The sequence below is a fragment of the Pseudomonas sp. LBUM1658 genome, from assembly GCF_059716055.1.
The window spans coordinates 213,945-228,100 of sequence record NZ_CP166798.1 but is presented as its reverse complement, the minus strand read 5'-3'; the positions used below and the strand labels follow the sequence as shown (position 1 = coordinate 228,100).

The window sequence follows — 14,156 nt, the reverse complement described above, 5'->3', positions numbered from 1 at the left end:
CCTTCCTCTAAATCCGGTATCGTTGGAGACCGGTTTCTTTCCAATACGACCCTATAAGGGTGCTCGTACCTGCTTACCGGCCTCATTTCAGTCCGGCCTGTTTCAGTATGCTGTTGATCGTACCTTTCGGCAGATCGGAGTCCGGATGCTTGATGGTGACCCTACCCGGCTTGCTCGGATGTTTGTATTGGTGATGGCTGCCTTTCACCGCCACCAGATACCACCCGTCCTCCTCGATCGCTTTGATCATTTCCCGACTTCGCATCACCCTCGCCCTTTTCGACAGCCTCTGTGGCGCACTGTACACAGCAAAGGGCAAGCTCAATACACACCATACACACTCAGTTAAATGTTAGTCTACAAATCCTGCCTTTGTTGCTTGGCGATCACGGCGCCGATGCCGCGGGAGGCTCCGGTAACAATGGCGACTTTCAACGTTTGGCTTCGCAGTCGCCATCAACTACGCCAGCAGCGCCAAAGGAGGACACCCGCATGCACACCACCATCATCATCGCCTTCGGCCTGGTCCTTCTGGCCCTGATGCTGTTGATCGGGCAGAAACTCGGTTTCAGCCAGCAAACAGTTACCTACAGTTTCATCGTCCTGTGGCTGGCACTGACGGCGATCAATGGCGCCGTGGGCATAGTCACCGCAGGGCAATCGCTGGTCTCTGAACTGATGGTCGGTAGTGTGGTGTTCAGCATACCGGTGGCCGCTCTGGTGCTGTTCATGGTGCTGAACAAAGCCTGAGCGGCCACTGGCCCTTGATCAACGCACCAGATGCAGGAACTGCATGTGCCGTTCGTACTGGTCGAGGATGTCGTTGATGATCTGCTCCTTGGTGTAACCCACCAGATCGTAGTCCTGACTGCCTTCACTCAGATGCACTTCAGCCCGGTAATACCGACGGTTGTTGAGCTCTTTGGAGCCCATCCCGCCTCGGGCGAAAGACGGTGTGAAGTAACCGCGCATCTGCACCTGATAGATGAATGGGTGCTGCTCGCCATGCCCGATTTCCAGGCTGACGCTGTCATTGGCCGGGTCCGGTTGAGCAACCACGTTGAGGCCTTTTTCGACGAACACCGCCGTCACTTCTTCGATGGCCGGGCGCACCGAGGAGTCGAGGAAACGGTACACCTCATCCCGTGACGGGAAATGCACGGCCTGGCTCAGGCGCTGACGCCAACCGCCGCGTCGCGACCCGGACACCGGTGCCAGCGAGTGCAGTTGTGCGATCTGCTTCTGCGACTCGAGGTAGAACGCCTTGTGCAGCCCCCACATCATCAGCAGCAGGATCAACGAAAACGGCAGCGAAGTGAGCACCACTGCTGATTTCAGCGAGTCGATGCTGCCGGCGAACAACAAGGCACTGGTAATCAGCGCGGTCATCGCGCCCCAGAACACCCGCAGCCATTTCGGCCCGTCTTCATCGGGGTTGCCGCCACGGGCGGAGAGCGTCGAGAGCACCACGGTGCCGGAGTCTGCCGAGGTGACGAAGAACACGAAGCTGATAAACACCGTGACCGCGATCACGGCCTTGCCCCCGGGGTAGGTTTCCAGCAGCAAGTACAGGGTCATCGACGGGTTTTCGAGGGCCGACATACCCATAGCACTCATGCCGTGATTGAGCACCTGATCGATGGCGCTGTTGCCGAAGATCGACATCCACGCCAAGGTGAAGCCCAGGGGAATCAGCAGCACGCCGAAGACGAATTCGCGGATGGTCCGGCCGCGGGAAATCCGTGCGATGAACAACCCTACGAACGGCGACCATGCAATCCACCAGGCCCAATAGAACACCGTCCAGCCGCCCAGCCAGTCGCTGGGTTTGTCATAGGCGTAGAGGTCGAAACTCTTCATCGGCAGGGCGCCGAGATAGTCGCCGATGTTCTGGATCAGGGTGTTGAGCAGGTGCTGGGTGGGCCCGGCGAACAATACGAACAGCAGCAGCGCACAGGCCAGCAGCATGTTGATGTCGGACATCACCCGCACGCCTTTATCGACCCCGGAGACGGCGACGAGGATCGCCGCGCCCATCATCAGGGTGATCAGGCCGACCTGAATCCACTGGGTGTGAGCGATACCGAACAGAAAGTCGAGACCGGAGTTGAGGTGCAATACGCCAAAGCCCATGTCCGCGCCCAAGCCGAATACCGTGGCAATGATGCCGAAGCCATCCACCGCGTAACCGATCGGACCGTTGATGCGCTTACCAATCAGAGGGTACAGCGCCGAACGCAAGGCCAGCGGCAGGTTATGCCGATAGGCGAAGTAGGCCAATGCCATACCGACGAAAGCGAACACGCCCCAGCCGTGCAGGCCCCAGTGCAGAAACAGAATCTGCATGGCCTGGCGCGCAGCGTCCGCAGTGCCGGCTTCGCCTTGGGGCGGCTGCAGCATGTGCGTCAGCGGTTCGGAAACACAGAAGAAAAACAGCGTGATGCTGATCCCTGCGGCGAACAGCATGCCGGCCCAGGACAGGTAACTGAATTCGGGTTCGTCGTGGTCGGCACCGAGCTTGATCTTGCCGTAGCCGGACAAGGCGGTGACCACCACGAAGACCAGATACAGAGTCATCGCCAGCATGTAGTACCAGCCGACCGTATTGGCCGCCCAGTTTTGTGCGGCCAGTAGCCAGGCACCGGCCTGTTCCGGCATGGCGATGACCACCAGGCCGAACAACAGAATGAAGCTCGCCGCGAAGTAGAACACTGGCGGGTTCATGCGGATCTGACCGCTTGGAGGGGTGGACGGTGCACTCATGAAAGGTGCACCTCGAGGGGATGGAATGTGGCTGGATAAAACGGACTCAGCAAAGGTAAGCCTCCTGTTGTGAGCGGGCAGCGAACCACCGGTTTAACTTGAACGTGCGTTCAAGTTAAACATGAATAGGTGTTTCAGGACTAATCGCAAGGCCAGGTGGTACTTTTCGTACGCTAGCTCAAGAAGGGTATGTGGCGAGGGGGCTTGCCCCCGTTCGGCTGCGCAGCAGTCGTAAATTCTGCCAACCCGGTGTATCTGACAAAACGGGGTTGCAGGTTTCAGGGCTGCTTCGCAGCCCAGCGGGAGCAAGCTCCCTCGCCACAGGGGATAAGCGGTGTCGCTACTTCTGCGTCCCGTCATCATGTTGCAGATTGGCCTGGGTCAGGTTGCAGCCAGCCGGCACGCTGCGGGTCAGCCAGACGTTGCCGCCGATGGTCGAGCCCTTGCCGATGGTGATCCGCCCGAGGATGGTCGCGCCAGCGTAGATCACCACATCGTCTTCGACAATCGGGTGGCGCGGATGGCCTTTTTGCAACTGGCCGTCCTCGTCCGCGGGGAAACGTTTTGCACCGAGGGTCACGGCCTGGTAGATGCGCACTCGCTCACCGATGATCGCCGTCTCGCCGATCACCACACCCGTCCCGTGATCGATAAAGAAGCTGGCGCCGATCTGCGCGCCGGGGTGGATATCGATGCCGGTTGCCGAGTGGGCAATCTCCGAACTGATTCGTGCCAGCAACGGCAAGCCGGCGCGATACAGGTGATGCGCCAGTCGATGATGAATCACCGCAAGAATTCCCGGATAGCACAACAGCACTTCATCCACGCTGCGCGCCGCCGGATCTCCGTGAAAGGCTGCCAGCACGTCGGTATCGAGCAGGCTGCGCAAGCCCGGTAAGGCCAGGGCGAAATCCTGGATCAATTGAATGGCCTTGGTTTCGACTTCGCTATCGACTTTGGCGCTTTGCCGAGCGACATAACGCAGTTCAAGACGTGCCTGGGCCAGCAAGGCATTGAGCGCCACATCCAGGGTATGGCCGACGTAGAAGTCTTCACTCTCCTCACGCAGGTCCACCGGGCCGAGGCGCATCGGGAACAGTGCGCCGCACAGCGCTTCGAGAATCTCGGCCATGGCCGCCCGCGACGGCAATTCGCGCCCGCCCTGCTCGCCGCTGATGCGGCCGTTCTGAGTACGCCACTGCTCTCGGGCATCGCGCAGTTGGCTGACTATGGTCTCCAACTGCCAATGGCTGGAACGCTCGCTCACGGTAAAGACTCCTCATTCATGCGGCCGGACGGTCTGGCTGCGGAAACGGCATCCACTTTACGGTACGGGCCCGAACCTGAATTAAGAACTAATTGTGTGGGTATCAGCACGTTTGGATATAAGCGATTGACGGTTGCCCCAGTAAAAAGGCCTGCCTATAGTCCAGACACCTCTTACAACCAGTGCGGACCCATGATCAAACAACAGCTTGCTCGCTTCAATCGTCTGGAACTCCTAGGCAACGCCACCGCGCTGGAAAAACTCGAGCGCCTGTCGACCTGGCTCGGTCGCGATGTATACGTCAAACGCGATGACACTACGCCACTGGCACTGGGCGGCAACAAGTTGCGCAAACTCGAATACCTGGCGGCCGATGCGCTGGCCGCCGGTGCCGATACCTTGATCACTGCAGGCGCCATTCAGTCCAACCATGTGCGCCAGACCGCAGCCTTGGCCGCCAAGCTCGGGCTGGGTTGTGTCGCACTGCTGGAAAACCCCATTGGCACCAGCGACAGCAACTACCTGGCAAACGGTAACCGCCTGCTGCTGGATCTGTTCGACGCCAAAGTCGAGTTGGTGGACAACCTGGACAACGCCGACGATCAGCTGCACGCCCTCGCCGAACGCCTGCGGTCCAGCGGCAAGAAACCCTATCTGGTGCCGATTGGCGGCTCCAACGCTTTAGGTGCCTTGGGTTATGTCCGGGCGGGTCTGGAGCTGGCCGCGCAGATAGAGGACAGCGGCCTGAAATTCGCCGCCGTGGTGTTGGCCTCCGGCAGTGCCGGGACCCATAGCGGTCTGGCCCTGGCGCTGAGCGAAGCGCTGCCGGATTTGCCGGTGGTGGGTGTCACGGTTTCACGCACTGAGGAAGCCCAGCGGCCGAAGGTCCAGGACCTGGCCGAGCGCACTGCTGAATTGCTCGGCATGAGTGTGCCGGCGAGCTTCAAGATTGAGCTGTGGGACGAATATTTTGCCCCGCGCTATGGCGAACCAAATGCCGGCACCCTGGCGGCGATCAAGCTGGTGGCCAGTCACGAAGGCTTGTTGCTCGATCCGGTTTACACCGGCAAGGCCATGGCCGGTTTGCTCGATGGAATCGGCCGCAATCGTTTCGATGACGGTCCGATCATCTTCCTGCACACCGGCGGGGCGCCGGCGTTGTTTGCGTATGCGGGGATGTTTTAAAAGCAAAAAATTGCAGCCTTCGGCAGCTCCTACAAAGGCAGGTTGATCACCGATCCCGTAGGAACTGCCGCAGGCTGCGATCTTTTCGAATGCGATAAAATTTTTATTCTAGAAAGGAATAAGAATGTATTTTTATATTATTTTCCTATCTAAGAGCGCTGCCATATAGTCGCGCAGTAGGCGAATATGCCGCGAGACGCAAAGGCTGCTTTAAGGCAGGATATTGCAGTCGTCCAGATCCAGAGATTCGCCTTCTTTTCCAAATGCATCTTCATAAGAAAACATAGGGGCTTTTCATGAATTTTTCCGCACTACGTCGAAACCTGCTTATCGGCTCGCTGGGTCTGGCACTTGGTGCCGGTTTGCTGGGACAAGCGGTTGCCGGTGAGCAACTGCAAAAAATCAAGGATGCCGGCGTGATCAATGTCGGACTGGAAGGCACCTATCCACCGTTCAGTTTCGTCGATGCCGACGGCAAACTGGCCGGCTTCGAAGTAGAGTTCTCTGAAGCCCTGGCCAAAGAGCTGGGCGTGAAAGTCAAACTGCAGCCAACCAAATGGGACGGCATCCTCGCGGCGCTGGAGTCCAAGCGCCTGGACGCGGTGATCAACCAGGTGACCATCTCCGAAGAGCGCAAAAAGAAGTATGACTTCTCCGAGCCCTACACCATCTCCGGGATTCAGGCGCTGACCCTGAAAAAGAACGAAGGCACCATCAAGACCGCCGCCGATCTGGCCGGCAAGAAGGTCGGTGTGGGCTTGGGCACTAACTATGAGCAATGGCTCAAGGATAACCAACCTAAAGCCATCATCAAGACCTACGACGATGATCCGACCAAGTATCAGGACCTGCGCGTAGGCCGTATCGACGCCATCCTGGTAGACCGTCTGGCCGCTCTCGAACTGACCTCCAAAGCCAAGGACACCGCCGTTGCCGGCGAACCGTTCTCTCGTCAGGAAGCCGGTATTGCCCTACGCAAAGGCGAGCCTGAACTGCTGGCGGCGGTGAACAAAGCCATCGACAAGCTGCGCGCCGACGGCACCCTGGCCAAGATCTCGCAGAAATACTTCAACGCTGACGTCACTAAATAATGGAAGAAGCTTTCCAACTCGCGCTGGATTCCGCGCCCTTCCTGCTGAAGGGCGCGTACTACACGGTCATCTTGAGCCTCGGCGGGATGTTCTTCGGCCTCGTGCTGGGCTTCGGCCTGGCCCTGATGCGCCTGTCGCGCTTCAAGATGGTGAGCTGGATTGCCCGCATCTACGTGTCGTTCTTTCGCGGCACGCCGTTGCTGGTGCAACTGTTCGTGATCTATTACGGCTTGCCACAATTGGGCATCGAACTTGATCCGCTGCCAGCGGCCCTGATCGGCTTCTCGCTGAACATGGCCGCCTACGCCTGCGAAATCCTCCGTGCCGCGATCAGCTCCATCGAGCGCGGCCAGTGGGAAGCCGCCGCCAGTATCGGCATGACCCGCGCGCAGACCCTGCGCAGGGCCATCCTGCCGCAAGCGATGCGCACGGCCCTGCCGCCGCTGGGCAACAGCTTCATTTCGCTGGTCAAGGACACCGCGCTGGCCGCCACCATTCAGGTGCCGGAACTGTTCCGTCAGGCGCAGCTGATTACCGCTCGCACCTTCGAAATCTTCACCATGTATCTGGCCGCCGCACTGATCTACTGGATTCTTGCAACGGTGCTGTCGCACCTGCAAAACCAGTTGGAAGCGCGGGTCAATCGGCACGACCAGGAGTTTTGACCCAATGATTGTCGTGGAAAAACTGACAAAGCAGTTCAAGGGTCAAGTCGTGCTCAACGGCATCGATCTGCAAGTGAAGGAAGGCGAGGTAGTGGCGATCATCGGGCCCAGCGGCTCGGGCAAGACGACCTTCCTGCGCTGTCTGAATTTTCTCGAAGAACCCACCAGTGGCCGGATCAAGGTGGGTGATATCGAGATTGATGGTAGCCGACCGTTGAACCAGCAACAGGGGCTGGTGCGCCGGTTGCGCCAGCACGTGGGTTTCGTGTTTCAGAGTTTCAACCTGTTCCCCCACCGCACGGCGCTGGAAAACGTGATCGAAGGCCCATTGGTGGTCAAAAAGATGCCAAAGGACAAAGCCCTGGTCCTGGGTCGTGCGCTGATGGCCAAGGTTGGCTTGGCGGGCAAGGAGGACGCTTACCCGCGCAGGCTGTCCGGTGGGCAGCAACAACGTGTAGCGATTGCCCGGGCGCTGGCGATGGAGCCGGAGGTGATTCTGTTCGATGAGCCTACCTCAGCCCTGGACCCGGAATTGGTTGGCGAAGTACTGGCGACCATTCGCGGCCTGGCCGAAGAGAAACGCACCATGGTGATTGTCACCCATGAAATGGGCTTCGCCCGGGATGTGGCCAATCGGGTGGTGTTTTTCGACAAGGGTGTAATCGTCGAACAGGGAGAAGCCAAGGCATTGTTTGCCAACCCGAAAGAAGAGCGTACTCGGCAGTTCCTCAGCAAGTTTCTTAACGGTCGTACTTAAATACTGCCTCGACTAACTCGTTCCAAGGATGGGGCGAGTCTGCCAAAACACATTTGTATGGTTAAGTTTCATCCCCAGCACTAATTACATCTCCTGACGAATACTTTTTCAACTTGAGCAATTAGCAGTCGTTGTATAAGTAGATCTTACATCACGCCTTTATCAAACCGTAAATCCTCCCGCCCCTACCCTATCAGCCATTCGGCCGTGCGGTTATTAATTGTATGCGACGCCCGCACATACCTCTGGTTACACATTCCTTTGATAAACCGGGAATAATCATGACTATGGTTTGCCCGGCTCTATCGGTCAGCAATGCGGTTTTTCGACGCAACAGCCTCTGGGTAAAAGTCATATGACGCGCACACTAAAATGCCAATCACATGTAGGCTTTTTCTGATTAGAGGCCTATCAATAAGTTTACCCATAGAATTGCTTGACATGAACTCCGCCCGCCACTTATCTAAACCACAACTATCAGACTCCATTACACACTCTGAATTTTTCAGCTCATTGGCTTATCACTTTGTAACTTGCGTGGCGCTATATAGGTGAAGGCTTGACACTTGCGTTGTGTACTTGCCCGAAACGGATTTCGCTGCACTCTATCAAGGAGAACGACATGACACGTAACTCAGCAAAACCGGAACTTGGCGCTCCGTCTCTGGCACACAGCCCTATGCATGGCATAGGTGTCATAGCTGCCGCTCATATGCTGATCGAGATACCGCCCTATGCCGCCATGGACGAAGGTGACCTCATCGAATTGTTCTGGGGCGGCTGCTATGTGGCGTCTCGGTCACTCAAGGCCGCCGACATCGGAAAGCCTGTCAGCCTGCGGGTGCCGGAGAGTTTTATTCAGAATGGCACTTCGCGAATCCACTATCGGGTCATGCAAGTCGGACAGGGTCCGGCGCTATCGGCTGCGAGGCGGGTCCAGGTCAAGCTTGACTGCCCGGGCGGGCAACCGTCAGAACTCTGCGGAGACGAAAACCAGGGCCTTGAACCTATGGGTATCCCTGAAACAATTCGCCGCCAAGGGGTCAACCCCAACCAAATCAAGCGCGGCGTACCACTGACCATAGAACCCTACCTGAACATGGCTGCCGAGGATGAAATCACCGTGCGCTGGGGCGATGTGCGCATGGACCTGCCCAAAGTCAAAGCCGACGAGGTCGGCAAGCCGATCAATGTCTGGGTACCCCCGGCGGTGATTCTGGAGGCAGGGGAAGACAATCAACTGGAAATCACCTACTGCATTCTCGATCGCGTCGGCAACAACTCGCGCTGGGCGCCGGCCCGCAAGCTCAAGATCGGAGCAGCCAACCCATACAGCAAAATACCGGTGAGAACGGTGCTTCGAGCGGCCGAAACCCGACGCCGCTGAGCTCTCCTCCCCGCCGCTCCGGGCTTGAAACCTCCGGAGCGGAGATCCTGACAACAGACCTTCTATGCTTATTCATAAAAGTTAGTTTATTAATTATTTATACGCGATTAGGGTATATAGACCGGACCACCGGACATTCTTGTTTTTGATTTCGCCGCAACTTTAGCGGCACTTCCATGAGATGTGAGGTAGGTATGGTCCGGAACACAATCACCCAAGTGCAGATCGCCAGGGCATTGCGTGCAGCCAAGGAGCGGCACTGATGTCTAATCTGGCAGATGCATCCGTCCAGAGTGATCTGGACATCGCCCCGCTGTTGTTGCCCGCACGGGTCCTGCGCAATGACGCAGAAGCCCTCAAAGCCGCCCATGAACTGGCTGACATCGCCCGCTTGCAAGCATCCCGGCGCGACCAGCAGCGCAAGTTACCGTGGTCGGAAATAGAGCAGCTCACCCGCAGCGGCCTGGGCAGTATTTCCATCCCCCGTGAGTTCGGCGGTCCGCAGGTCTCCTTCGTCACCTTGGCCGAAGTATTCGCGATTATTTCCGCGGCTGACCCCGCGTTGGGGCAGATCCCGCAAAACCAGTTCGGCATTCTCAATGTGCTGTTGCACAGCGCCACCGAACGGCAAAAAAAGCAGCTGTTCCAAAGCGTGCTCGAAGGCTGGCGGATCGGTAATGCGGGACCTGAGCGCGGAACCAAAAACACCCTTGAGCTCAAAGCCCGGATCAACGCCAAAGGTGACAGCTTCGTTATCGACGGCCAGAAGTTTTACTCCACCGGAGCCTTGTTCGCTCACTGGATTGCCGTCAAAGCCCTGAACGACGAAGGCAAGCAAGTCATGGCGTTCGTCCGCCGTGGCGCGCCCGGCCTGCGCATCGTCGATGACTGGTCAGGCTTTGGCCAAAGGACCACTGCCAGTGGCACCGTGCTGCTCAACAACGTACCGGTCGAAGCCGAACTGGTGGTGGATAACTGGCGGTTGAGCGAGGTTGCGAATACTCAAGGCGCCGTGTCGCAATTGATTCAGGCCGCCATTGATCTCGGTATCGCCCGTGGAGCGATCGCCGATAGCATCAACTTTGTCCGCGAACGCTCGCGCCCATGGATCGACGCCAATGTCGAACGGGCCAGCGATGACCTCTACGTGATCGCCGACATCGGTAAGCTGAAAATCGAACTGCACGCTGCCGAAGCACTGCTGCGCAAGGCTGGGCAAGTGCTCGATCAGGTCAGCACCGCACCTGTGACTGCCGAATCCGCCGCCCGCGCTTCGATTGCGGTGGCCGAAGCCAAAGTACTGACCACCGAGATCTCGTTGCTGGCCAGCGAGAAGCTGTTCGAACTGGCCGGCAGTCGCGCAACCCTCGCCGAATTCAATCTCGACCGCCACTGGCGCAATGCGCGCGTCCATACCCTTCACGACCCGGTGCGCTGGAAATATCACGCCGTGGGCGCCTATCACCTGAACGGCACCTTGCCGGCCAGGCATTCCTGGATCTGACGACCAGAACACTTTTGACCAGATCTCTGGAGAAACACATGACTCTTTCTCAACACGTCGCGGTCATAACCAGCGACGAACAAGCCCTGATCGTCGCCAGCGACCTGGCCGAAGACTTCAAACGCGACAGCGCCTTGCGTGATCGCGAGCGCCGCCTGCCATACCCGGAGCTGGAAGTATTTTCGCGCTCCGGCCTATGGGGCATCAGCGTGCCGAAGACCTATGGTGGTGCTGGCGTTTCCAATGTCACCCTGGCCAAGGTCATTGCCTTGATCGCCCAAGCCGACTCTTCCCTCGGGCAGATCCCGCAGAACCACTTTTATGCTCTCGAAGTGCTGCGGGTAAACGGCAGCCCTGAGCAGCAAAAACGCCTCTACGCCGAGGTCTTGGCCGGCCGGCGCTTCGGTAATGCGCTGGCAGAACTGGGCACCAAAACCGCCCACGACCGCGTCACCAGCCTGAAGCGTGACGGCGAGGGTTACCGTATCAACGGTCGCAAGTTCTATTCGACCGGGGCGATTTACGCGCAACGAATTCCTACGTCAGTGGTGGATGAAAACGGCGTGCAGCAATTGGCCTTTGTGCCGCGCGACAGTAAGGGTCTGACGGTGATCGACGACTGGAGCGGCTTCGGCCAGCGCACCACCGGCAGCGGTTCGGTGGTGTTCGATAACGTCTACGTCGCGGCCGAGGATGTAATCCCGTTCCAGAGCGCCTTCGAGCGCCCGACTCCGGTCGGCCCACTGGCGCAGATACTCCACGCGGCCATCGACACCGGGATTGCTCGCGCCGCGTATGAAGACGCGCTGCATTTTGTCCGGACCAAGACCCGGCCGTGGATTGATTCCGGCAACGACAAAGCCACTGAAGACCCACTGACAATCAAGAGCTTCGGCCATTTGAGCATTCGCCTGCATGCCGCCGAAGCACTGCTCGAACGCGCGGGTGAATTCCTCGACCAGGCTCAAGCTGAAACGAACGCCAAAACCGTCGCCGCAGCGTCTATCGCTGTCGCCGAAGCCCGCGCCATCAGCACCGAAATTTCCCTGGCGGCCGGAAGCACCCTGTTCGAACTGGCGGGCAGCCAGGCCACCCTGGCCGAACACGGTCTGGACCGCCACTGGCGCAATGCCCGGGTGCACACCCTGCACGACCCGGTGCGCTGGAAGTACCACGCGGTCGGCAACTATTACCTCAATGATGAAAATCCGCCGCTGCGGGGGACTATCTGATGCCCTCGCCTTTAACAAAGAGAAAAAAAATCCTGCTCAATGCTTTCAACATGAATTGCATCGGGCACATCAACCATGGCCTGTGGACTCACCCGCGGGACAATTCGACTCAATACAACACAGTCGAATACTGGACCGAACTGGCGCAACTGCTGGAGCGCGGGCTGTTCGACGGGTTGTTCATTGCCGATATCGTGGGCGTCTACGACGTCTATCAACAGTCGGTGGACGTACCGCTCAAAGAGTCGATCCAGTTGCCGGTCAATGATCCGTTGCTGCTGGTCTCGGCCATGGCCGCAGTGACCAAAAACCTTGGCTTCGGCCTGACCGCCAACCTGACCTACGAACCGCCGTATCTGTTCGCCCGACGCATGTCGACCCTCGATCACCTGAGCCGCGGTCGGGTCGGCTGGAACATCGTCACCGGTTACCTCGACAGCGCTGCCAAGGCCATGGGCCTGAGCCAGCAGGTCGAGCATGACCGGCGATACGACCAGGCCGACGAATACCTGGAAGTGCTCTACAAACTCTGGGAAGGCAGTTGGGAACACGACGCGGTGCTCAATGATCCGCAGCGGCGGATCTATGCGCAGCCTGACAAGGTCCACAAGGTGCAGCACCATGGCGAGTTTTACCAGGTCGAAGGCTATCACCTCTGTGAGCCATCCCCTCAGCGCACGCCGGTGCTGTTCCAGGCCGGCAGCTCGGATCGCGGCTTGCAGTTCGCCGGGCGGCATGCCGAGTGTGTGTTCATCAGCGGGCAGAACAAAGCGGCGACCAAGGTGCAGGTCGACAAGGTCCGCGCCAGCGCCGTCGAGGCCGGACGCAATCCCGAGGACATCAAGGTGTTCATGGGCTTGAACGTGATCGTCGGCGCCACCGAAGAACTTGCCTGGAAGAAGCATGCCGAGTACCTGAGCTACGCCAGCGCCGAGGCCGGGGTTGCGCATTTCGCCAGTTCCACGGGCATCGACTTCGCCGAGTACGAGCTCGATGAGCCGATCCAGTATGTGAAAAGCAACGCTATTCAGTCAGCCACCAAGACCCTGCAAAACAACGACTGGACACGCCGCAAATTGCTCGAACAACACGCCTTGGGCGGACGCTACATCACCCTGGTCGGCTCACCCGAACAGGTCGCCGACGAGCTCGAATCCTGGATTGGCGAAACCGGCCTGGACGGCTTCAACCTGACCCGCATCGTCACCCCGGAAAGCTATGTCGACTTCATCGACCTGGTGATCCCCGAGTTGCAACGCAGAGGCTCGTACAAGACCGCTTACGACAATGGCAGCCTGCGGGAAAAGCTGTTTCACGGGGAGGCGCATTTGCCCCAACAACATACCGGCTCGGCGTTCCGACGCTAAAAGCATCGCGAGCAAGCTCGCTCCCACAGTGGATCTGCGGTGTTCACACAACTCCTGTGGAGCGAGCTTGCTCGCGATGAGGCCCACCCAAACCCCAAATAATTAATGCACTGACTGGAAACCCATCATGACCAAAAGCCTCTTCACCCAACCAGTCAAAGCACTGGCCCTTGCCCTCGGATTGTTCAGCGCCGCCACCCACGCCGCCGATGCCCCGTTGAAAATCGGCACCACCGCCGCTTTCGCTATTCCACTGGAAACCGCCGTCATCGAGGCCGGCAAGCAAGGCCTGAAGGTCGAGCTGGTGGAGTTCAGCGACTGGATCGCACCCAACGTCAGCCTCGCCTCGGGCGATATCGACGTGAACTACTTCCAGCACATTCCGTTCCTGGAAAACGCCAAGGCCGCCGGTGGTTTTGATCTGGTGCCGTTTGCACCCGGGATCATCAACAATGTCGGGCTCTACTCGAAAAAATACAAAAGCCTCGACGAACTGCCCCAAGGCGCCAGCGTGGCCATCGCCAACGACCCGATCAACAGCGGACGCGGCTTGCAACTGCTAGCCAAGGCCGGGCTGATCAGCCTCAAACCCGGCGTCGGCTACAAGGCCACCGAAGACGACATCATCGCCAATCCGAAGAAGCTGAAAATCCTCCAGGTCGAGGCCGTGCAACTGGTGCGCGCCTACGATGACGCCGATCTGGTACAGGGCTACCCGGCCTATATCCGTCTGGCAAAAACCTTCGATGCCGAGTCTGCCTTGCTGTTCGACGGCCTCGATCACAAGGAATACGTGATCCAGTTCGTGATCCAGCCCAAGAGCAAAACCGATCCACGGCTGATCAAATTCGTCGACATCTACCAGCACTCCCCAGTCGTGCGCGCAGCGCTGGATAAAGCACACGGCAAGCTCTACCAAGCCGGCTGGGAAGGTTAAG

The 14,156-nt window shown here is 58.5% G+C and carries 13 protein-coding genes and 1 pseudogene; 10 read left to right on the top strand and 4 right to left on the bottom strand.

Annotated elements, in window-relative coordinates; all coding sequences use genetic code 11:
- Positions 1-82: 82 nt before the first annotated feature.
- Both ACA064_RS00985 and ACA064_RS00980 read right to left on the bottom strand, forming a co-directional pair.
- Entirely contained in the window at positions 83-265 is a 183-nt protein-coding gene (locus ACA064_RS00985) for a type II toxin-antitoxin system HicA family toxin (protein ID WP_497671719.1), read from the bottom strand.
- Positions 266-375: 110 nt separating this feature from the next.
- Positions 376-450 (bottom strand): annotated as a pseudogene (locus tag ACA064_RS00980) (3-ketoacyl-ACP reductase); the annotation flags it as partial.
- A 42-nt stretch (positions 451-492) separates the two neighbouring features.
- Between ACA064_RS00980 and ACA064_RS00975 the strand changes: the two are divergent.
- Positions 493-750: a hypothetical protein gene (locus tag ACA064_RS00975; protein ID WP_497671718.1), complete on the top strand. Its 258-nt coding sequence runs from the start codon at positions 493-495 to the stop codon at positions 748-750.
- 18 nt (positions 751-768) lie between these two features.
- Here ACA064_RS00975 and betT read toward each other — a convergent pair whose 3' ends face one another.
- Together betT and epsC are read right to left on the bottom strand one after the other, a co-directional pair.
- Positions 769-2,724 (bottom strand): choline transporter BetT, encoded by a 1,956-nt coding sequence (betT, locus tag ACA064_RS00970; RefSeq protein ID WP_497674146.1) that lies wholly within the window; start codon positions 2,722-2,724, stop codon positions 769-771.
- A 379-nt stretch (positions 2,725-3,103) separates the two neighbouring features.
- Positions 3,104-4,030, bottom strand: a complete 927-nt coding sequence (epsC, locus tag ACA064_RS00965) for a serine O-acetyltransferase EpsC (protein WP_497671717.1) — start codon at positions 4,028-4,030, stop codon at positions 3,104-3,106.
- Between the two features lie 192 nt (positions 4,031-4,222).
- Here epsC and ACA064_RS00960 point away from each other — a divergent pair, with 192 nt between their 5' ends.
- The 9 genes from ACA064_RS00960 (at position 4,223) to ACA064_RS00920 (ending at position 14,155) form a co-directional block, all read left to right on the top strand.
- Entirely contained in the window at positions 4,223-5,215 is a 993-nt protein-coding gene (locus ACA064_RS00960) for a D-cysteine desulfhydrase (RefSeq protein WP_497671716.1), read from the top strand.
- Positions 5,216-5,511: 296 nt separating this feature from the next.
- Entirely contained in the window at positions 5,512-6,306 is a 795-nt protein-coding gene (tcyJ, locus tag ACA064_RS00955; protein ID WP_497671715.1) for a cystine ABC transporter substrate-binding protein, read from the top strand.
- Positions 6,306-6,971 carry a cystine ABC transporter permease gene (tcyL, locus tag ACA064_RS00950; protein WP_497671714.1) on the top strand — a complete coding sequence of 222 codons (666 nt, stop codon included), beginning with the start codon at positions 6,306-6,308 and terminating at the stop codon, positions 6,969-6,971. Before tcyJ ends, tcyL begins: the two co-directional genes overlap by 1 nt.
- Positions 6,972-6,975: 4 nt before the next feature.
- Positions 6,976-7,728 (top strand): L-cystine ABC transporter ATP-binding protein TcyN, encoded by a 753-nt coding sequence (tcyN, locus tag ACA064_RS00945; RefSeq protein WP_497671713.1) that lies wholly within the window; start codon positions 6,976-6,978, stop codon positions 7,726-7,728.
- Between the two features lie 622 nt (positions 7,729-8,350).
- Complete coding sequence (locus tag ACA064_RS00940) at positions 8,351-9,115, top strand: hypothetical protein (RefSeq protein ID WP_497671712.1); 765 nt, start codon at positions 8,351-8,353, stop codon at positions 9,113-9,115.
- A 262-nt stretch (positions 9,116-9,377) separates the two neighbouring features.
- The gene (locus tag ACA064_RS00935) at positions 9,378-10,619 is read left to right on the top strand and encodes an SfnB family sulfur acquisition oxidoreductase (RefSeq protein WP_497671711.1); all 1,242 of its coding nucleotides are present in this window, start codon (positions 9,378-9,380) and stop codon (positions 10,617-10,619) included.
- 38 nt (positions 10,620-10,657) lie between these two features.
- Positions 10,658-11,851 carry an SfnB family sulfur acquisition oxidoreductase gene (locus tag ACA064_RS00930; RefSeq protein ID WP_497671710.1) on the top strand — a complete coding sequence of 398 codons (1,194 nt, stop codon included), beginning with the start codon at positions 10,658-10,660 and terminating at the stop codon, positions 11,849-11,851.
- Positions 11,851-13,218 carry an LLM class flavin-dependent oxidoreductase gene (locus ACA064_RS00925; protein WP_497671709.1) on the top strand — a complete coding sequence of 456 codons (1,368 nt, stop codon included), beginning with the start codon at positions 11,851-11,853 and terminating at the stop codon, positions 13,216-13,218. Before ACA064_RS00930 ends, ACA064_RS00925 begins: the two co-directional genes overlap by 1 nt.
- A 127-nt stretch (positions 13,219-13,345) precedes the next feature.
- Positions 13,346-14,155: a MetQ/NlpA family ABC transporter substrate-binding protein gene (locus ACA064_RS00920; RefSeq protein ID WP_497671708.1), complete on the top strand. Its 810-nt coding sequence runs from the start codon at positions 13,346-13,348 to the stop codon at positions 14,153-14,155.
- The last annotated feature ends 1 nt before the right edge of the window (position 14,156 follow it).